Genomic DNA, 20,525 nt, shown 5'->3' with positions numbered 1-20,525 from the left:
GGATTTTATCTCGATCATCGGGGTGCCTCACCTGGGAAAGATCGATCCATGTCCTTGCGGATCCTCATTGTCGAAGACGAAATGCTCATCGCATGCACGTTGGAAGCAACCCTCAGGGATCTGGGCCACGAGGTGGTCGGGTTCGCGGGACGGCTCGATGAGGCTCTGGAGATGGTCGGGTCGAGAGAGTTCGACGTTGCGATGCTTGACCTGAAGCTCGGTACCGAAATGACGTTTCCAGTCGCCGATCTTCTCATCGAACTGAACAAGAAGTTCATCTTCTCAACCGGATTTGATGAGGTGGAGGTAGATGGCCCCATATAGCCAGCCTGTTCTCAAAAAACCCTATGACGAAGCACGGCTAGTCGAGTTGATGACGCAGGTGTCGTAAGGCAACGGGATTTGCTCTTCGACGCAGTCGGCTTGCCAGGCCCGGCAAATCAGCTCACCTCCGCCTCCCATGAGCGAGATCGCGCGACCGTTAGTGTCAGAGGATCATCCTGGTCGGACGTACGATGCCAGAATGCCATGCAGTCCAGCATCTGGTGGAGCGGGCCCCGCCGAAGCCGTCGCGGCGGTCATCGAAGTTGCCGATCCTGATTATATTCGGCAACAGCCGGAGGCCAGGTCACAATCGACACGCCGGGCGCGTCCGTCCGCGAACCCGGCTTATGGAAAGGGCAGGCAGTAATCCGACACGGATCGTCAGCGCGACGATCTGGCTTGCTGAATCTCCAGGCTCGAAGAAATGAATGCCGTCTGGGACGCCTGGGTGCCTTCGAGTCATGCGCCGGCGCGCGCCACGGTCGAAGCAAGGCTCGCCGGGCCTAAGGGCCTAAATTCACTGTCGAGATCGGCATCATCGCAGCGATCGGGAACTGACGGTTCGTGCCTCCGTCATCTCGCGGGACGGATAGGAATTCGGAAAACTCAAGCTCTCCTTCGTGGCAAGGCGTCGCCTGCCAATGATAAGAGCGGCGCATAGTCGGCTTCGGAAAGCAAAATCAACGGCCAGCGATGGCTCCTTGATCGCGGCGCTCAGCCCATTTCGCAAGAGCAGGACTCTCTCGTCCGATGCATCGCCTGAGGTGATGAATGGCAGACCCGGGCCGTTGGGCGTTTCGGCGATGATGCGAACCGCTTGGCGATTGCCGGGATCGAAGCGCCGAATATCAGCACAGGTGACGCAATCGATGGAGGCACTCTCCGCCGTCCCTCGACAACGGCGCCGATGCTGCCACGGTGGCTGCCGGTTTCGATAATCCGGCCAAAGAAACGGCCGCTGCCGGCAAGCGGAGCGACCGCTGCGCGAAAGAAATTGCTGCCGGAATTGCTGTCAGGGCTATTGATCGCAGCCGTGGTGCCCCGCAAATCCTCGAGCGAGCAAACGGGAGAATCCTTGAGGACGACAATGAAGCTGCGCATCAACGGGCCGTCGCAGCCGGGATGGTCATAGACCGGCGTCGCCACCAGGCGAACCCTGCCTCGCAGGCTCTTCGCAAAGGGATAGTCGCATGCCTGCGAGAGAAGAAGATCCGGCCTCAGCCAGGCTTCGTCATAGGGAACCGTCCAATCGAGTTTTTCAGGCAAACTCCTGAGGTCGGCATTCGAGAGATAATGCCGGAGGAACGACCATAGCTCAGCCGTCGCATCTGCGAGCGGCTCCGATGTGACATACATGGCGACGCTGACGAGAGACATTCTGGTCCTTTGCGGCGAAAGCGCAAGTATCGACCGGTTCAGGCAATGCCGCCCAGGCATACATATTTAAGCTCGGTATATTCGTCCAATCCGTGCTTCGACCCTTCGCGACCGAGACCTGACATCTTCACACCGCCGAACGGAGCCTCGGCTGTGGAGACAAGACCGGTATTGACGCCGACCATCCCATATTCGAGGGCTTCGGCGACGCGAAATACCCGCGATAGATCGCGGGCGTAAAAATACGAAGCAAGCCCGAACTCGGTGTCGTTTGCCTGTTCGATGACGTCCTGCTCGTCGCGGAAGCGAAAAAGTGGTGCAAGCGGCCCGAAGGTTTCCTCGCGGGCGACCTGCATGCCGGCAGCGACATCGCGCAGGATTGTCGGCTCGAAGAAATGGCCGCCAAGTGCGTGGCGCTTGCCCCCAGAAACGATCCCGGCACCCTTTGCGACGGCGTCGCGGATATGGCTTTCGACTTTGGCGACGGCATTGTCGTCGATCAGCGGGCCAAGCACGACGTCACTGTCGAGACCGTTGCCGACCTTCAAGCCCGAAACCGCCGCGGCGAGCTTGGCGGCAAACGCCTCGTAGACACCGTCCTGGACATAAAGCCGATTGGCGCAGACGCAGGTCTGGCCGTTGTTGCGGAACTTGGCGATGAGCGTGCCTTCGACGGCAGCGTCGAGATCAGCGTCGTCGAACACGATGAAGGGTGCATTTCCGCCAAGCTCGAGGCCGAGCTTTTTGATCGTCGGCGCGCATTGCCGGTAAAGCAGCTCGCCCGTCCGGGTGGAGCCGGTGAATGTCAGGACCCGAACGTCACGGCTTGCCGTCAGCGCCCCGCCAATTGCCGCCGCGTCACCCGTGACGATGTTGAGAAGCGCCGGCGGCAGGCCGGCACGCTCGCCGAGAACGGCGATGGCGATGGCGGAGAATGGCGTCTGCAGCGCCGGCTTGAGAACGACGGCACAGCCGGCGGCAAGCGCGGGGCCAATCTTGCGGGTGATCATCGCGTTCGGAAAATTCCAGGGCGTGATCGCCGCCACCACGCCTGCCGGCTGTCGCAGGACGAGGATCCTCTTGTCGGCCTGATGTCCCGGGATGGTCTCGCCGTTGATGCGTCTCGCCTCTTCGGCGAACCATTCGATGAAGCTCGCGCCATAGGTGATTTCCCCCTTGGCCTCGGCCAGGGGTTTTCCCTGCTCCAGCGTCAGGATCATCGCCAGATCGTCGCGGTTTTCGATCATCAGCCGATGCCATGCCTTGAGAACGGCGGCGCGCTCCCCGGCGGTCTTCTTCGCCCAAAGCCTCTGGGCAATGACGGCGGCGCGGATGGCATCTTCCGTTTCCGCCGCACCGAGGTCAGGGACCACCCCCAGCGGCTCGCCTGTCGCCGGATTGCGGATCGCCGCCGCCTTGCGGCCTTCCGCTTCTATCCAGCGATCGGCGATGGGGCATGCCTGACGGAACAGCGAGGGATCATTGAGCTTCATATGACAACTTTCAACAGAACACGTGAGCGGCACCGGGATCGAAATCCAGATGGACTATATCTCCGCGGCTGAGCCCCGCGATAGCCTCATGACCGAACGGCAGGCGAACCGCCAGCGCCTCGCCTGTCGCCATCTCGGTCGATACGTGAATATTGTTGCCGAGAAAGGTAATGTCGCTGACAGTTGCGGCAAGACCCGCTCCCGCCGCTTGGGCGCGCGACAATCGAATGCGTTCAGGCCTCAGCATCAGGGCTGCCCTCGTCCCGGAGGTTCCGTTTCCATGCACCGGAATATGATTGAAGACGCTCCCGCCGCCAAGCGAAATGGTGGCCTGCCCATCGGAGGATGATAGCAGGTCGCATGAAATGAAGTCGCTGTCGCCGATGAATTCGGCAACGAAGCGGGTCCGCGGATTGGCGTAGAGTTCCGGCCCCGTCCCGATCTGATCGATGACGCCTTTGGAAAAGACGGCGATCCGGTCGGAGAGCCGCAGCGCCTCCTCCTGATCGTGCGTGACGTAGAGGATCGTCACTTCGGTCTGCTGATGGATTCGGCGGATCTCATGCTGGATTTCCTCGCGCAGCTTCTTGTCGAGCGCCGACAGCGGCTCGTCCATCAGAAGCACCGGCGGATCATAGGCAAGGGCTCTGGCAAGGGCGACACGCTGCTGCTGGCCGCCGGACATTTGCGCGGGCTTGCGATCTTCGAAGCCTTCGAGCCTGACGAGTCGCAGCATCTCCTTCACCTTGCGGTCGACCTCGGCCTTGGACTTGCGCCGGACCTTCAGCGGGAATGCGATGTTTTCGCCCACAGTCAGGTGCGGAAACAGGGTGTAGCGCTGGAACACCATGCCGATGTTGCGCTTGTGCGACGGCGTGGCGAGCAGGGTCTTGGCCTCCAGCGTGATGTCGCCTTTCGTCGGAGTTTCAAAACCGGCCAGGATATAGAGGGTCGTGCTTTTCCCGGATCCGGACGGTCCGAGAAAGGTCAGGAACTCCCCGCGCCGAACGTCGAGATTGACGTCGTGGACGGCGACCACCGGGCCGTATTCCTTGCGTATTCCGCGGATCTGAAGGAATGGTTCTTTCATTGTTTCAGTACCTTACGCACGACGGCAAGAAGCGCCATCAAGATGATCGTCAAAAGGATGAGAAGGGTCGACGCCGCAGCGACAACCGGCGTCAGGTCTTGCCGCAGCGTCGCCCATACCTTGACGGGCAGCGTCTGCAGGGTCGGGCTGGACATGAAGATCGCCACCACCACCTCGTCCCAGGATGTCAGGAACGAGAAGACGGCCGCCGAAAACAGCCCATGGCTGATCGCCGGCAGGGTGACCCTGATCTTTGCTTCCAGAGGCGAGGCGCCGCAAAGAACCGCCGCGTCCTCGATCGACTTGTCGAAGCCCTCCAGCGCGCTGGAGATGGACAGGATCGAGAAGGGCAGTGCGAGAACGAGGTGTGAAATGACAAAGCCCGCCAACGTGCCGCCAAGGCCAATCCTCAGGAAGAAGGCATAAAGGGCGACCGCAAGGACCACGACGGGAAGGATCATCGGCGTCAGGAACAGTGCTTTCAGCGTATCGCGGAACAAGAACGAGCCGCGCACCAGCCCGAAGGAGGTCACGAGCCCGAGCAGCACCGACAGGATCGTCACGATGACCGCGATCTTGAAGCTCGTCCAGGCCGATTCCAGCCAGCGCGGATCGGCAAAGAGTTCGCTGTACCACTGAAACGTCCAGCCGGGCGGCGGAAAGATCAGCCACTGCGAGGAGCCGAAGGAGAGCGCCGCGATAAAGGCGATCGGCAACAGCAGAAAGGCCGCAGTCAGAAGCGTGATCGCCAGCAGGATATATTTCCACCAGCCGAGGCGGTCGAAATTGAGCAACATGTCAACGCCCTCCCGGGTTCTGGTTGCCGACGAAGCGCAGCTGCACGGCATAAAGCGACAGGGTCACCACGAGGAGCACCAGCGCCGCGGCACCTCCCATTCCCCAGTTGACCAGCGACTGCACGAATTGCGCAATCAGTTCTGCGAGCATCATGTTCGCGGTGCCGCCGAGAAGCGATGGCGTGACGAAATAGCCCAGCGACATAACGAAGACCATGAGGGCACCAGCCGCCATGCCAGGCATGGCCAAGGGCAGCAGAACACGGGTCAGGCACTGCCACCGGTTGGCGCCGCAAAGTGCTGCCGCCTGCAGGGTCGACGGGTCGATCTTCTTGATCACGCCGTAGAGCGGCAGGATGATGAAGGGCAGCATGATATAGGTCATGCCGATCGTGACCCCGGTCAGGTTGTTGACGAGCGCTAAGGGTTTGTCGATCAGCCCCATTCCGATCAGCATCTTGTTGATGAGCCCCGTCCGCTGCAGCAGCACCATCCAGGCATAGGTGCGCGCAAGCAGGTTGGTCCACATCGACAGGAGCAGGATCGCAAAGATCACCGAGGTGAGCCGCCCGGGCATGATTGCCAGCGCCCAGGCAACGGGAAATCCGATCAGCAGCGAAATCACGGTGACGAGACCCGAGACGATGAAGGTGTTGGCGAAAATCTTGAGATAGGTCGCGGACCCGATCAGCTGCGCATAGTTTCCAAGGCCCGGCATCGGTTCCAGCACGCTTCGCAACAAGAGCACCGCCACCGGCGCGATGAAAAAGATCGCCACGAAGGCGAGAGCCGGAAGGACCCCGCCAAACCCTGTTGCCCTGCGCGCCTTTGGTAGGGGCGCAATTGCGCCGGAGGCATCGCTAAATGTCGACATGACAGTCCTTCCCACCCGTCAATTTCCGCAGGCGCCGAGGTCCAACAATGGGCGCCGACGCTGCGGGAGGCACGGCGAACATTCGCCGTGCCCGTTCATCTCAAGTTTCAGGCTATTTCGCCTGCCAGGCGTACCACTTCTCGCCGATGGCATCGCGATTGTCCGCCCAGTAGTTCATGTCGGCGTTCACCTGGTTGGCCGTCTGCTGATCCGGCAGGGTCTTGGCCGTCTCCGGATCCATCAGCTTGGCCGAGTCAACGTTGATTGGTGCATATCCGGTGGCTTTTGCAAGGGCGGCCTGCGGTTCGGCCGATGTCGCCATTGCAATGAAGTTCATCGCGGCTTCCACGTTCGGCGAACCCTTCGGCACGACGAGCGCGTCCGCAGCGGTGATATTCTGTTCCCAAGAGGTCTCGGTCTTGATGCCGCTTGCTGCAAGCGCGGTCATGCGGCCGTTCCAGACACTGCCGAAGGGAGCCTCGGCGGATGCCAGCAGCTGCTGCGACTGTGCGCCGCCCGACCACCAGACAATATCCGATTTGATCGTATCGAGCTTCTTGAAGGCGCGGTCGAGATCAAGCGGATAGAGCTTGTCGGCGGCCACGCCGTCGGCAAGCAGCGCCGCTTCGATCACGCCGGGAGCCGACCACTTGTAGAATGTGCGCTTTCCCGGAAACTTAGTCGTGTCGAACAGGTCCGCCCATGTCTTCGGGCAGGCGCTGACGGCATCGGCATTGCAGCCGATCACGAAGGAATAATAAAAACTGCCGACCGAATAGTCGGTCACGAAGCGCGGATCGAGCTTGGATTTGTCGATGACGGAGAAATCGAGCTTCTCGAGCTGGCCATTCTTGCCGGCCTGGGCGGCATAGTCGCCTTCGACGTCGACGACGTCCCAGGTGACCTGGCCGGCCTCGACCATCGCCTTGAGCTTGCCGTAATCCGTCGGCCCGTCCTGTACGACGGTGATACCGGTCTTCTCCGTGAATGGGCTGGCCCATGCAGCCTTCTGCGCGTCCTGGGTCGTTCCCCCCCAACTCGAGAAGACCATGTTGTCGGCGTGTGCCGGTCCGGACACAGCCACGAATGCGGCAACCGCCGCGAAAGCAAATATTGTTTTCATGTTCCCTTATCCTTGTTCTGGTTGTCCTATGGGTATGCCTTATGCCGCCAGTGCGCCTCGCTCCTGGGAGAAAAGTTAGCTGGCTTCATAATCTTGTTTTCCGCTACTTCGATCAGATCGCGGATCTTGGGCAGGAAGGCCTGCCACCGGGGATCGGCCAGAAGCCTCTGGCGCCTCGCCTCCCGGTCGTCCAGGCTCGCAAAGGCCCAGATGTGAACGATCTCGTTGATCGTCCCGATCTCCGAGAAAAAATAGCCGACGAGCGTGCCGAGATGGCTCTTCTGGATCTCGATCCCCTCTTCCTCGACGACCTTGAGATATTGAGGGATGGTGCCGTTCTTCAGCCGATAGGTGCGGATTTCGTAAAACATCGGCGCTACCTCATCACGAAGGGATCGGGGATCGGATCGTCCGATGTCCTGAGCCAGATCGTCTTGGTACGGGTATAATTGAGCGCCGCGGCCATGCCGCCTTCTCTGCCATGGCCCGACAGGCCGAAACCGCCGAACGGCGCGATCGGTGATACCACGCGGTAGGTGTTGACCCAGACGATCCCGGCACGGAGCCCCTTCATCAGCCGGTGCGCCCGGGTCAGGTTCTGGGTGAAGACGCCGGAAGCCAGGCCATAACGGGTATCGTTGGCGAGCCGCAGCGCCTCGGCCTCCGTCTCGAATGACACGACGGACAAGACCGGCCCGAAGAATTCCTCGATCAGCGACGGCGAGGCGACATCATCGCAGTCGAGAATCGTCGGCGGGAAATAATAGCCGTCGCCGTCGATCTTGCGTCCTCCCGTGACCAGGCGGGCGCCGCTTTCGATCGACTTGGCGACGAGGACGCCGATATTGTCCTGCTGGCGCTTGGTGGCAAGTGGGCCGACTTCGGTCGACATATCGAGCGGAGCACCGATCCGGATCGCCTCCGCCTTATCGCGCAGCAGGGCGACGAATTTATCCTTGACGCTGCGTTCGACGATCAGCCGTGACCCGGCAACGCAGCTTTGCCCTGTCGCGGCGAAGATGCCCGCGACCTGGGCGTTGGCAGCGCTCTCGAGGTCTGCGTCGGCAAAGACGATGAATGGCGACTTGCCGCCAAGTTCAAGCGAAGTGGAGGCGAGGTTTTCGGCCGAGTTGCGAACGACGTGCCGGGCGGTCTCGGGTCCGCCGGTGAAGGCGACATGCGCGATCTTCGGATGGCGGCCGAGGGCGGCGCCACAGGAGGCGCCGAAACCGGTGATGATGTTGACGACGCCGGCGGGAAAGCCTGCCTCGTGCACGAGCCGCGCAAATTCGAGAAGCGGCGCCGGCCCGTCTTCCGAGGCCTTGACCACCATCGTGCAGCCGGCCGCCAGCGCCGGGCCGATCTTCACTGCCGACAGGAAAAGCTGGCTGTTCCACGGTACGACCATCGCAACGACGCCGATCGGCTCGCGGCGAAGCCAGACATCCATGTCGGGCTTGTCGATCGGCAGGTAGGCGCCTTCGATCTTGTCGGCGATGCCGGCATAGTAGCGATAGTATTCGGCAACATAAGCGATCTGCGCCGATGTCTCGCGGATGATCTTGCCGGTGTCGCGCGTCTCCAGTTCAGCCAGCACCTGCGCGTTAGCAGCAACCAGGTCGGCCAGCTTGTAAAGCAGCTTGCCGCGTTGGGTGGCCGTCATTTTCGGCCACGCGCCTTCGTAAAGTGCCTTGTCGGCAGCGTTGACAGCCCGATCGACATCGCCCTCGCGCGCTTCGGGCATCTCAGCCCAGACCGTGCCGGAGGCTGGATCGATGCTCGGATAACAGGCCTCGCCATCTGAGAATTCGCCGTCGATGTAGTGCTGGAAACGCCGCATGGTCTTACTCCTGAAATGCCGGCATGACCTCGGTGATGAAGCGCTCGAGCGACGCCTTCTTGCGCTCGAAGCTCATGCCGGTGTCGATCCAGAAGGAATATTCGTCGTAGCCGAGCGCTTCGTACGCTTTGAGCCGCTCGATGACGGCCTCAGCGTCGCCAACGACATTGTTGGTGCGCATGACCTGGTCCGACAGCATCGCGTTTGCTCTGATCTGTTCGTCCGGGATCCGTTCGATCAGCCCCTGGGCAATCGGCTTCTCATTCTTGAACCAGGCGAAGAAGTAATTGTAGTAGACGCTCAGTTCATGGGCGGCCTGGGCGACATCGTCCTCCGACGAGCCGACATAGGTATGGCGCAGCAACATGATCTTGGGCCGCTCGATCTCGGGATTCTTGGCGCAGGCGTCGTTGAAGCGCTCCATCAACGACTGAACCTCGTCGTCGCCCTGCCAGAGCGGCGTGACTTGAACGTTGCAGCCGTTGGCGACGGCAAATTCGTGCGAGTTTGGATCGCGCGCCGCAACCCATATGGGCGGGTTCGGCTGCTGCAGCGGTTTCGGCGCCGACGTGGTCGACGGAAACTTGAAGAATTCCCCGTCATGCGCGTAGTCGCCGGCCCATATGCCTTTGACCGCCGGTATGAGCTCGCGCATGCGCTGGCCGGCGCCCCAGGCATCGAGACCGGGCAGCAGACGCTCGTATTCGAAGGAATAGGCGCCGCGCGCGATACCGATGTCGAGTCTTCCATCGCAGATGATGTCGGCCATGGCAGCCTCGCCGGCAAGCTTGATCGGATGCCAGAAGGGAGCGATCACCGTCCCCGTTCCAAGCCGTGCCCGCGATGTGCGGCGCGCCAGATCGGCAATGGTCACGAAAGGGTTGGGCGCAATGGTGAAATCCATGCCATGGTGCTCGCCCGTCCAGATCGCATGCATGCCGCCTTTGTCGGCGATCTCGCAGAGCGCGACGAATTCCTCGTAGAGGCTCTTGTGGCTTTGGCTGGCGTCAAGCCGTTCCATATGGACGAAGAGGGAGAACTTCATGCTTTTGCGTCCTTGGTTGGAATTGGGTGAACAGTGCCGCCGGTCTCGTCGCCGAAATAGACGCCGAAATTTCCGATCGAGCTTTCCATCGCAAAACGGTTAACGATATCGGCAGTCGAACTGGTCTTGAACTTTGCCGCAACCAATGCGTCGGGCTTCAGGAACCTGCCGCCGGCAGGCTCGCCCTCTCCGGCAACGGCGTGATAGACGATGTGCTGCTTGCCGTCGCTCTTGCCCTCATAAACCGAATAGAGAAAGCCGATGCTGACCTTCAGCCCGGTCGATGTTTCCAGGTATTTTTGCAGTGCCTCGGTCGGGTTGCCGTCATGGGCGTCGACGCTTGGCAGGGAGAGCACATCGTCGCCGAGCAGCAGAACTTCCCCGCGGCGCTCGACAACGGCCGCAAGTTCCATATTGCCTTCGCTTGCCGCGGACACTGCCTTGCTTGAGAGCGTCGGCGTGAAATAACCGCCTCGCGCATAGCCGAGACCGTTGCGGCCGCTATTGTCGAAAGCTTCGACGCACCCCATCAAGATGACGTGGTCGCCGGCCTCGATGACCTGCTCCATGGCACATTCGAACCAGGCCGCCACGCTTGAGAATATCGGGCAGCCTGCCGATCCCCTCGCCCACTCGACCGCCGCAAATCTGTCCTCGACCGGTCGCGCAAAGGTGTTCGACACGTCTTTCTGCGTTTCCGAAAGCACGTTGATCGCGAAATGCTGCGCTCCGGTCATGATGGCAAAATTGCGCGACGTCTTGGCAAGGCAGACGAGGAGAAGCGGTGGATTGAGCGAGACCGAGGTGAAGGAGTTTGCCGTGAAGCCGATCGGATTTCCCTCCCCGTCACAGGCGGTGACGACGGTCACCCCGGTCGGAAAGGCCCCGAATGCATCTCGCAGTGCTCTTGGGTCGACAGTCTGGATTGTCATCGTTCATCCTCCCCGGACGACAGCCACTCAGCGAGCACCGAATTGACGATATCAGGCGCGGTCAGGTTCACCATATGACGATGACCTTCGACGATTCGGGCGTAGCCCCGCGGCGCAAGCTCTGCCATTTGCGCTGCCATCAAGGGCGTCGAGTTCGGATCATCGGACCCCGTCAGAAACAGGGCCGGACCAGCCACGTCTTTCCAGCCGTCAGCATAGGTCTCGTCTCCTCCCGCGAAGGCGGCGTAAGCGACGGCATATCCCTGGGGATCAACGAGGTTCAGCCATTTTCTCGTCAATTCACGCGCAGTGACGCTGTCCGCATCCTCGCCGAACCAACGGGCCAGAGGGCCTTCCTTGTCCACGCCCGATACCGGAATGGCCGCGGCGCGCGAAAGCACGGCGGCCTTTGCTTCAGGCTCACGCCTGTAGACGCCGTTGAGGTAAGCGACACGGCTGATACGCTCGCCAAAGGTCGCGGCCGCCCCTCCCGAAACCAGTGCGCCCATCGAGTGCCCGGCAACATTTGCCGTTTCGATTGCCATCTCGTCGAGAAAGCGTCCGAACCAGGCGACGAACTCCTCGAGCCGACTGCCCGCCGGCAGCTTTGCGCTCTCCCCATGTCCCGGCATATCGACAGCGATGACGCGATGGCCTGCAGACAGGAATGCGATCTGCGGAGCCCAGGCCTCGAGCCGCATGCCGACGCCATGAATGAGAATCAGCGGCTCACCGCTGCCGGCCTCGTGATAGGCCGTTCCGCTTGCCGTCGTCTTTCGGGGCAAGGCACCGGCAGCGTTTGTTGCTGCAGCGGTGCGTGTGGTCGATCCGGCTGTCAGCATCTCAGAGCGCTCCTTCAAACGCCCGCAGGATTGGCAACGTCCTGCCCCAGGTCTTTCAGATCCTGGTAGCGGTCGCCGATGCGGTGATGGGGGCGCCCGCCTATTGAAGCACCGAGAGCCACGACGATTTCGTCGGCAGCAGGCGCGTCGGGGATCGACGTCTGGATGGTCAGGTAGTGCGAACGGCGGCCTTCATCGTTCTTGTCCATCAGCGGGATCATGATCGGCGCATTGGCTGGACCGCGTGTGTTGCAGAAGGCGAGATAGGATTTGGCGCCGACGGCCTGGCGATAAAAATTCCCGAAGCGTAGCGTGTGGATGAGCGCGGACCCGTGTTCGATTTCGCCGTCCAGGCCCACGACAGCTGACTTTCCGTATCCCTCGACAGCCTCGCCGGACCCAACCGCATCAATGATCATCTTGGTCAGCAACTCGCCGAGCACCGGAGCGCCTGCGTGAATTTCGGGCTTGAGGTCGTCGACAAAGCCGCGACCCGCCCAGGGATTTTTCACGACCGCGAAGGCGGTAAACAGGTTCAGCGGAACCGCCGCAGCCTTGCCGCCTTCGATCAGTGTCGTCTCGATCTGCAGTCCCGTCTTGCGAATTTGAATGGCCATCGAACACCTCATCTGTCAATTTCGTATTATGGTATACCATCGCAAATAAGTGTCAAGTTGGTTCCTGCGAGGACGCAGTTCAGGCCGAGGCGGCGATTTTCAATTTGGCGCGCGTGTGCTCTCACGCTTGGAAAGCGCCTCCTCTTTCAGCTTATTGTCAGCAGTCACAGCCCCCGGCGGCAGCACCGAAGGCGCACGACAAGTCCGGAGGTCACGATTACCCCCAGTTCCTATGATACCGCCTTATGTATTATTTATTATGGCATACCATCACATTGAGCAAAGGTGGGTGTCAAGCTTAGAGTGCGGGTCTGCTAAATTCCTAGGAATGTGATTGCGCCTGCTAGAGTGACATCGACAGATGCTCGGTGCCGGCGCTTGCCATCCGCCGCCGACGAAGACCGCGGCGGTCTCCGCCGTGCCTAGAACAGGATGATTTTAGGCCGGGTCGGCCTAAAATCTGAATCCTGTTCTAAATTTTATAGTGAGAGCATGATGTCGTCCGAAAACCGCCTACGCTTTTCGGCATCATGCTCTATTCGGAAGGCTTCTTCGCCGACAGCACCCCTTCGGCGATCGCGCTCGCGGCGGCGACGTGATCCATCGCCGCCCGGTAGGCCCCCTCGCCGTCGCCGCGGCGGATGGCGTCCACGATCTTCGACATCTGCAGCGGCCCTTCGATGCCGCGCCTCTCCGTCTTGATCGTCATCGAGCGCAGGTGGTTTATGCGCACGGTGAGAAGATTGACGACACCCCAGGCAACGTTCCTGTCAACCATCGTGAACAGCGTCTGATAGAAGGAAGAGGTGTTCGTCAGCACAGCCGACATGTCTTTGTCGCGGTAACTATTGCGTATTCCCGCCAGCGATTCCTCCAGCGCGGCGACGATCTCCGGGCTGCGGCGCTCCGCGCACAGCCGCGCTGCCATGCCTTCCAGCGCGCCACGGATCTCATAGATCTGTTTGGCTTCCTCGATGTCGAGCTGCGCGACGATCGGCCCCTTGTTCGGCAGATTGGCGACAAGCCCTTCCGATTCCAAATGTCTCAGAACCTCGCGCACAACTGTTCGGCTGACGCCGAGCTGGGCGCAGAGGTCACGCTCGACAAGGCGATCTCCGGGACGGAAATATCCGTTTACGATGGCTTCGCGGACCTTGTCGAGGGCCAATTCCCGCAAGGTCTTTGCAGGACGCTCAACTCTAATTGCGTCCTTCAGAGCACCGCTCATTCTGTACCTCAGTGTTGGACTTTGCACACTCAACTTCCGCCGCTGCGGCCGAATGCAAGAATCGTATTATGGCGTACCTGATACTGTAGCTGTCGGCGGCCGGCAATTCAACAAGCGCGGTGCCGACCTATAGCGCCGCCCGTCTTTTTAGACGCGCAAAGGACGCTGTAGCACTTGATCTGATGTTGCGAGCTAGATGCCGTAATGGGCCGGCGTCTCATGAGTAGCCAGTTGGGCGGCATCGTAAACTTAACGGCAAAGAGGCGAGACCATGACGCCGTCCTATTTTGTCGGTCTGCCCGGGCGATTTTTGCCCACAGGTTCACCGCCGCTGCGCGCAATTCGCGATGATGGCTGGAAGGGATGTCGTGGCGCGGGATGTGGAACAGGTTGGCAATCGGGTCATGGATGGAGACGAAGCGTTGTAGATGTCGCTGTGACTTGAAGCGCTTCATGATCCGCTCTCGCCGCCGGACTGGTTGGTGGGAATTCTCCGCCCGATTGTTCAGGCCTTTGTGGGAGCGATGCTCGACACCGGGCATGATCTCCCGCTTTGCGGCGTCGTAGGATCGAAGCTTATCGGTGATCATCACCCGCGGCGCGTGGCCCTGCCCTCTCAGGAGCTTTCGCATCAATCGCTTTGCGGCCTTGGCATTGCGGCGGTTTTGCACCAGCACCTCCAGAACAAAACCGTCCTGATCAACGGCGCGCCACAGCCAGTGCCGCTTGCCTCGGATCGAGATGACGGCCTCATCGAGGTGCCACTTGTCTCCAAGCTGGCCGGATGAGCGACGACGGATGTCGTTGGCGAAATGCCGGCCGAACTTCTCCGCCCACAGCCGGACCGTCTGATGGGAGACAATGATCCCACGGGCAGCCAGCAAGTCCTCGACCAAACGCAGGCTGAGAGGGAAACGGAAATAAAGCCACACGGCGTGGGCAATGATTTCAGCGGGAAAGCGATGGCGGCGATATAGCGGATCACAGTCTGTCATGACCCGTCATCGCACATCAAATTCCAGGTTTCGTTAAGTTGACGATGCCCAAAATCGCGCGGAGGAAGTACGGCAAGTTTTCCAAACCGGTAGCGGCGACGTTTCGTCCAGAGGAGGATTCTCGATTTCTGAGGATATCACAGGACTCCGACCGCAGCTGCTTCAGCGCTATTGAGCACCTTGATTTTGCGAGTGAGTGCGGTCATATGTTGGGTATGGCAAAGCAGACGACGCAGAGAGTTTCAAGCAAGAGCGACAAGACGTCAGGCGCTTACAAGAGTGCAGGAACGCTTTCTGATGGCGTTGTTGTTCTCACCCCAAAAAGCAAACCCACGCATTTTACCTCCCGCGAGATCAAGACGACGATCGAAAAGGTACGGCGCGATGCTTCAACCGGCCGCTTTCTTGATGTCGCGGACACCAAGAAATAAATGCCAGGCGAAAATCGGGACGTTTTCGTCAATTGCCCCTTTGACGCGGAATATCGTCAGTTTTTCTACGCAATAGTCTTCACGGTCATCCGGTCGGGTTATGTCGCCCGCTGCGCGCTTGAGACAGACAATGCGGCCGATAACCGGTTTGACAAGATCTGCCGGATAGTCGGAGAGTGCCGTTACGGCATACACGACATCTCGCGCACCGACGTTGACGGCAACCCTCCTCTGCCGCGCTTCAATATGCCCCTGGAACTGGGGGTTTTTCTGGGCGCAAAGAAGTACGGCGGGGCCAAGCACCGCAACAAATCCTGCATTATTTTCGATAGAGAACAGTATCGATTTCAGCGTTACATATCGGATATTGCTGGTCAGGACATTCATTCGCACCAAGGCGACGTTGACCGATTGATCGTAGAACTCGCCACCTGGCTAAGAGCGCAGAGCGGTGATGCGCACGTACCGGGCGGCGTAGCACTCAGCGCAGAGTTTGCCGCCTTCAATCTAACGCTTCCAGCAATTTACGCCGCGCGGCAATTGGACCCTGCCGAAGTGACCTTCGGTGACTTCAGCGCTGTTGTTGTCCAGTACCTCACCGCTTGATGCAATCCAGTTACCGTCGCCATGATCCGATGCGGTCGCGGTCGAATCGTCGCTTTGCAGTTAACTGCAAAGCGACATCGGGAGCTGTGATTCGCCGGCGTCAAAATGCCCGCTGGCGCACTCGTTTTCTCCCTCATAGGATGAGTTCATGAAAGCGACTCTCAACCAGATACAACTGAGCGCCTCCGATCTGGTCGGACATCTCAACTGCGGACATCTCACCAATCTCGACCTCAGATCCATGACGGGTGAGCTTACAAAGCCGGCACAATGGGATCCGCTTCTCGAAATCCTACGTGAGCGAGGGTTCCGGCACGAGGCAGCTTTCATCGAGCATCTGGTTAGTTTAGGCCTGACTGTTGAACAGATCGGAGGCGTTGGCATCGAGGACACTTACGTCTCGGCGACGATCGCGGCAATGAAGCGCGGCGTGGATGTCATCGTGCAAGGAGCGCTGAGAAACGGAAACTGGGCTGGCCGTGTCGACGTGCTGCGGAAAGTCGCCAGACCGAGCAAGCTCGGTGACTGGTCGTACGAGGTCTATGACACCAAACTGGCTCGGGAGACACGCGGCGGAACGGTCCTGCAGCTCTGTCTTTACTCTGATCTTCTAGCCGCGGCTCAGGGCTGCGAGCCGGAGTTCACCTATGTCGTTGTACCTTGGACGGAATTCAAACCTGAACGGCTGCGCGTCGCCGACTATTGCGCATATTATCGCAAGGCCAAGAGCACTATGGAGGCTGCCGTCGCCAATGGCGTCAGGGACACCTATCCAGAGCCAACGGGCCATTGCGACATCTGTCGGTGGTTTGAGACCTGCGACAAACGCCGGCGCGACGACGACCACCTGTCGTTCGTGGCAGGCATCAGCCGTAATCAGATAGCGGAACTTACATCGCACGATATCAACACTCTGGATGCGCTTGCCCAGATGCCATTGCCGATGCCTTGGAAACCAGAACGCGGGGCGGCTCAATCCTATGAGCGCGTGCGTGAGCAGGCGTATATCCAGGCGGAAGCCCGCCACACCGGCAAACCGAACTTCGAACTTCTTTCCGTCGAAACCGGGCTGGGGCTCTCGGGGCTGCCGGAACCCAACGAAGGAGATGTCTTCTTCGATCTCGAAGGCGATCCCTTCGTCGGTGAGCACGGGCTGGAGTACCTGTTCGGATATCATTACCAAGACGATGGTGGGCAGCCCGCCTATGTCTGCGACTGGTCTTTCGACCGGGCGGGCGAGAAAGCAGCGTTCGAGCGGTTCGTAGACTTCGTTGTCGAGCGAAGGAAGACGTATCCTGGTCTGCACGTCTACCACTTCGCACCCTATGAGCCGGCGGCGTTGAAGAGACTGATGGGTCGCTATGCGACACGCGAAGACGAAATCGATCATTTCCTTCGAAATCTGGTGTTCGTCGATCTCTATAGCGTCGTGAGAAACGGTGTCCGGGCGAGCGTCGAGAGCTACTCGATCAAACGGCTCGAAACTTTCTATGGCTACGAGCGCAAGGTGACGCTCCGGGATGCGAACATCGCCCTCTCCGCTTTTCAGGCGGGGCTTGAACTCGAAGACGTTTCGTCCATCACGGAAGCTGAACGGGATATCGTCAAAGACTACAACGAGGACGACTGCGTTTCGACGCGGCATCTGAGGGACTGGCTGGAAGAGCGGCGATCGCAGCTTGTCGCCGATGGCGTCGACGTGCCCCGCCGTCCCCTGATGGACGAGGTGCCAGGCGAGGAACTTTCGGAGCGGCAGAAACGTGTCGCCGAACTGACCGAAAAGTTGCTCGTGAACATTCCCATCGATGAATTGGAACGGTCTCCCGAGCAACATGCCCAATGGATACTCGCCAATATTCTCGATTGGCATCGGCGCGAAGACAAGGCTGTCTGGTGGGAGTATTTTCGCCTCAAGGACCTTAGCGCGGACGAACTTATCGACGAGCGAGCGGCTATAGCTGGTCTCACGTTCGTCGGCGAGGCCGCGGTAAGCAAAGGAAAGACGCCAACGCACCGATACAAGTTTGTGGCCCAGGACACGGACGTCCGGCCCGGCAAGTCGCTCTGCCAGGTTGGTGGCAACAAATTCGGTAGTGCGGTCGAAATCTCCAGCGAGAGCGGAACGATCGACATCAAAAAGAGGACCGACACAGCCGCCGTTCACCCCCAAGCAGTCTTTGTGCATGAACATATCCGTGCCGATGAGCAGGCCGGCGCATTGTTGAGGATCGGCGAGTTCGTAGTCGACAACGGCATGACGGGCACCGGGCGCTGTCAAGCTGCTCGCGAACTTTTGATGCGCCTTCCTCCGCATATCGATGGAAGCAAGCTTCAGCAGGCAGGTGAGAGCACCTTGGCCGCCGCAAAAAGGATCGCAAACAAGCTTGAGGCAGGCGTTCTTCCGATACAGGGGCCGCCCGGAACCGGTAAATCTCACACCGGAGCCAGGATGATCTGCCAGTTCGTGGCGGACGGCAAGAAGGTTGGAATAACGGCGAACAACCATAAGGTGATCCGCAATATGCTGGATAAGGTCATCGAGGCGGCCGAAGAGCTGAATTTAAACGTCCGTTGCATACAGAAACCTGAAGCCGAGAACTCGGAGGTTGGGACGGCTCGCCTTGGCTTCGCAAAGAAGAACGAGGATCTGATCGATGCCATGACGTCCGGCGACTTTCATGTTGCCGGCGCGACGAGCTTTCTCTGGTCACGCGCTGACGCCGAAGACGTTCTAGATGTACTGTTTGTCGACGAAGCCGCACAGATGTCGTTGGCCAACGTACTCGCGGTATCGCAAGCTGCAAAGCGTCTTGTGCTTCTCGGAGATCCGCAACAGCTCGACCAACCGAGCCAGGGCACACATCCGGATGGCGTTGGCGTCTCCTCACTCGAACACGTTCTTGGTGGCCAGCACACGATCGGTCCTGAGCAAGGTCTTTTCCTTGCGGAGACCTGGCGCATGCATCCCGATGTCTGTGCTTTCATCTCAGAGCTATTCTACGAAAGCAAGCTGGCCCCCGTCGCCGCTTGCGGTAAACAACGGATTGTCTCGACCGGAGCGATAGATGGCTTTGGGCTGCGATATTTGCCCGTAGAACACTCAGGAAATACCAGTTCCTCGATCGAGGAAGCCGAGGCGATCATGGCGCTCGTCACCAAAATTCTGAAAGAGAAACCCCAATGGCTCGATCGCGATGGCGAGGTACGCCCGCTCGCGCTCGACGACATAGTTATCATCACGCCATATAACGCCCAGGTGCTAGAGATCCAAAAGCGATTGCCGTCCGCGAGGGTTGGCACCGTCGACAAATTCCAGGGACAGGAAGCGCCGATCGCGATCTATTCGATGGCGACGTCGAGTTACGCGGAAGCCCCGCGAGGCATGGAGTTTCTTTACAGCTCCAATCGGTTCAACGTTGCGATCTCCCGCGCGAAATGTCTGGCAATACTGGTCGCGTCGCCGGCAATCTTCGACGTCGACTGCAAAACGCCTCGGCAAATGCAGTTGGCCAATTCCTTCTGCAGGTATCTCGAGTTGGCCAGCACCGTTCAGTAGCAAACATATCCTAATACGGCATCTTGCTGAATTCGACTCACGGGCTTCCCAAAACGCGATGAATCTGAATCTCTGGTGCAAATCGGAGGTGTGCGATGGGTTCAGCGATTTCGTTACGAGAGGATTTCGACGCAGAGCGTTTGCGGCGTCTGGCGCGCCAGACCAAGGATGCCGCGCAGGCACGCCCTCTCCTGGCGCTTGCCTCGATATATGACGGCGGCTCGCGCTCGGATGCGGCGCGGCTGGGCAATGTCACGCTTCAGATCGTGTGGGATTGGGTCTTGCGGTTCAATGCGCATGGCCGTGACGGGCTGATCAACGGCAACGCTCCTGGGCCCAAGTCACGGTTGGACGATACTCAGCGGGCGGCGCTGGCGCAGGCCATGGAACGGGGGCCGGCACCCTATCTCGATGGTGTCGTGCGCTGGCGTCTGTGTGATCTGGTCCAGTGGCTCTGGCACGAGTTTGGTGTCTCAGTGAGCGACAGACGCTGAGCGGGAGGTGCGTGCCATGGGGTACCGCAAGCTCGCCGCACGGCCAAAGCATCATGCGCAGGACCCTCAAGCGATGGAGGAGTTTAAAAAAACTTTCCCGCAGCAGCGGCGCAAGTCGCCGATGGAGCCGCCAAAGGCAAGCGGCTAGAAATTTGGTTTCAAGATGAAGCCCGTGTCGGTCAAAAGAACAAGATCACCCGCCGCTGGGCAAAGCGTGGAACGCGACCTTCAGGACCGCACGACCAGCGAACCCGATCAGCCTACATCTTCGGCGCGATCTGCCCCAAGCTCGGCAAGGCGGCAGCGCTGGTCATGCCCTGGTGTGACACACATGACCCAGCATCTGGCCGAAATATCCCGCCATGTGGCCGATGACGCGCATGCCATCCTCATCATGGATCAGGCTGGGTGGCACATGTCCAACAACCTCGTCGTGCCCACGAATATCACCATCCTGCCACTGCCGCCGAAATCACCGGAGCTCAACCCGGTCGAAAACCTCTGGCTCTTCATGCGCGAAAACTGGCTGTCGAACCGCATCTTCAAATCCTATGACGATATCGTCGCCCATTGCTGCGATGCCTAGCGCAAGCTCGAAAACCAGCCTTGGCGCATCATGTCCATCGGCCGAAGAGAATGGACAAATGGGTTCTGATCAGTGAGGAGGCGTATAAGAGGTCTTGGCCTCAAGGAGGGCCCGGAAAATGAGCCGCAGGTCGGCTATGTCTAGGAGGACGCCATCCACTCCGATGTCGGTCATCGACCGAATGAGCATGGACTGGTTGTCGAGCGACGGAATAAAACCCCAGCTCTGCCAGAAGTGCTCCGCTTCTTCATCGATGGCGCGAAAAGCGTCCCGGA

The 20,525-nt window shown here is 59.7% G+C and carries 16 protein-coding genes and 4 pseudogenes; 6 read left to right on the top strand and 14 right to left on the bottom strand.

The features are described from left to right. The first annotated feature begins 48 nt into the window (after window positions 1-48). Both WGT02_RS31655 and WGT02_RS31650 read left to right on the top strand, forming a co-directional pair. Window positions 49-324 (top strand): response regulator, encoded by a 276-nt coding sequence (locus WGT02_RS31655; protein ID WP_157997313.1) that lies wholly within the window; start codon window positions 49-51, stop codon window positions 322-324. Between the two features lie 297 nt (window positions 325-621). Continuing rightward, window positions 622-882 (top strand): annotated as a pseudogene (locus WGT02_RS31650) (Rid family hydrolase); the annotation flags it as partial. Window positions 883-930: 48 nt separating this feature from the next. On the opposite strand, the pseudogene WGT02_RS31645 reads toward WGT02_RS31650, so the two are convergent. The 14 genes and pseudogenes from WGT02_RS31645 to WGT02_RS31580 all read right to left on the bottom strand — a co-directional run. Beyond that, a pseudogene (locus WGT02_RS31645) lies at window positions 931-1,701 on the bottom strand (phosphate/phosphite/phosphonate ABC transporter substrate-binding protein). Between the two features lie 38 nt (window positions 1,702-1,739). Continuing rightward, complete coding sequence (locus WGT02_RS31640; protein WP_024317964.1) at window positions 1,740-3,194, bottom strand: NAD-dependent succinate-semialdehyde dehydrogenase; 1,455 nt, start codon at window positions 3,192-3,194, stop codon at window positions 1,740-1,742. A gap of 10 nt (window positions 3,195-3,204) precedes the next feature. Continuing rightward, a complete protein-coding gene (locus WGT02_RS31635; protein ID WP_208246011.1) occupies window positions 3,205-4,284 on the bottom strand; it encodes an ABC transporter ATP-binding protein in 1,080 nt (359 codons plus the stop codon). Continuing rightward, a complete protein-coding gene (locus WGT02_RS31630) occupies window positions 4,281-5,081 on the bottom strand; it encodes an ABC transporter permease (RefSeq protein WP_208246009.1) in 801 nt (266 codons plus the stop codon). The genes WGT02_RS31635 and WGT02_RS31630 overlap by 4 nt, the downstream gene beginning before the upstream one ends. A 1-nt stretch (window position 5,082) precedes the next feature. Continuing rightward, complete coding sequence (locus WGT02_RS31625; protein ID WP_208246008.1) at window positions 5,083-5,955, bottom strand: ABC transporter permease; 873 nt, start codon at window positions 5,953-5,955, stop codon at window positions 5,083-5,085. 112 nt (window positions 5,956-6,067) lie between these two features. Next, entirely contained in the window at window positions 6,068-7,078 is a 1,011-nt protein-coding gene (locus tag WGT02_RS31620) for a polyamine ABC transporter substrate-binding protein (protein WP_208246005.1), read from the bottom strand. A gap of 26 nt (window positions 7,079-7,104) precedes the next feature. Further along, a complete protein-coding gene (locus WGT02_RS31615) occupies window positions 7,105-7,449 on the bottom strand; it encodes an NIPSNAP family protein (protein ID WP_208246003.1) in 345 nt (114 codons plus the stop codon). 5 nt (window positions 7,450-7,454) lie between these two features. After that, complete coding sequence (locus WGT02_RS31610) at window positions 7,455-8,918, bottom strand: aldehyde dehydrogenase (RefSeq protein WP_208246001.1); 1,464 nt, start codon at window positions 8,916-8,918, stop codon at window positions 7,455-7,457. A 4-nt stretch (window positions 8,919-8,922) separates the two neighbouring features. Beyond that, a complete protein-coding gene (locus WGT02_RS31605; protein ID WP_024317957.1) occupies window positions 8,923-9,963 on the bottom strand; it encodes an LLM class flavin-dependent oxidoreductase in 1,041 nt (346 codons plus the stop codon). Beyond that, window positions 9,960-10,895: a flavin reductase family protein gene (locus WGT02_RS31600; RefSeq protein ID WP_024317956.1), complete on the bottom strand. Its 936-nt coding sequence runs from the start codon at window positions 10,893-10,895 to the stop codon at window positions 9,960-9,962. The genes WGT02_RS31605 and WGT02_RS31600 overlap by 4 nt, the downstream gene beginning before the upstream one ends. After that, window positions 10,892-11,737 carry an alpha/beta fold hydrolase gene (locus tag WGT02_RS31595; protein ID WP_024317955.1) on the bottom strand — a complete coding sequence of 282 codons (846 nt, stop codon included), beginning with the start codon at window positions 11,735-11,737 and terminating at the stop codon, window positions 10,892-10,894. Before WGT02_RS31595 ends, WGT02_RS31600 begins: the two co-directional genes overlap by 4 nt. Window positions 11,738-11,751: 14 nt before the next feature. After that, entirely contained in the window at window positions 11,752-12,354 is a 603-nt protein-coding gene (locus tag WGT02_RS31590) for an amino acid synthesis family protein (protein ID WP_024317954.1), read from the bottom strand. Window positions 12,355-12,889: 535 nt separating this feature from the next. Next, entirely contained in the window at window positions 12,890-13,582 is a 693-nt protein-coding gene (locus WGT02_RS31585) for a GntR family transcriptional regulator (protein WP_024317953.1), read from the bottom strand. 302 nt (window positions 13,583-13,884) lie between these two features. After that, window positions 13,885-14,577 (bottom strand): annotated as a pseudogene (locus tag WGT02_RS31580) (IS6 family transposase); the annotation flags it as partial. Between the two features lie 44 nt (window positions 14,578-14,621). Here WGT02_RS31580 and WGT02_RS31575 point away from each other — a divergent pair. The 4 genes and pseudogenes from WGT02_RS31575 (at window position 14,622) to WGT02_RS31560 (ending at window position 20,319) form a co-directional block, all read left to right on the top strand. Beyond that, entirely contained in the window at window positions 14,622-15,008 is a 387-nt protein-coding gene (locus tag WGT02_RS31575) for a hypothetical protein (RefSeq protein WP_208245999.1), read from the top strand. Continuing rightward, entirely contained in the window at window positions 15,009-15,614 is a 606-nt protein-coding gene (locus tag WGT02_RS31570) for a hypothetical protein (RefSeq protein WP_208245997.1), read from the top strand. A 148-nt stretch (window positions 15,615-15,762) separates the two neighbouring features. Next, entirely contained in the window at window positions 15,763-19,170 is a 3,408-nt protein-coding gene (locus tag WGT02_RS31565; RefSeq protein ID WP_208245995.1) for a TM0106 family RecB-like putative nuclease, read from the top strand. Window positions 19,171-19,265: 95 nt separating this feature from the next. After that, window positions 19,266-20,319 (top strand): annotated as a pseudogene (locus tag WGT02_RS31560) (IS630 family transposase). The last annotated feature ends 206 nt before the right edge of the window (window positions 20,320-20,525 follow it).

This window comes from Rhizobium sp. T1470, assembly GCF_042140505.1.
GTDB lineage: Bacteria > Pseudomonadota > Alphaproteobacteria > Rhizobiales > Rhizobiaceae > Rhizobium > Rhizobium favelukesii.
The sequence above is the reverse complement of the archived record's forward strand: the minus strand, read 5'-3'. Positions and strand labels throughout refer to the sequence as shown.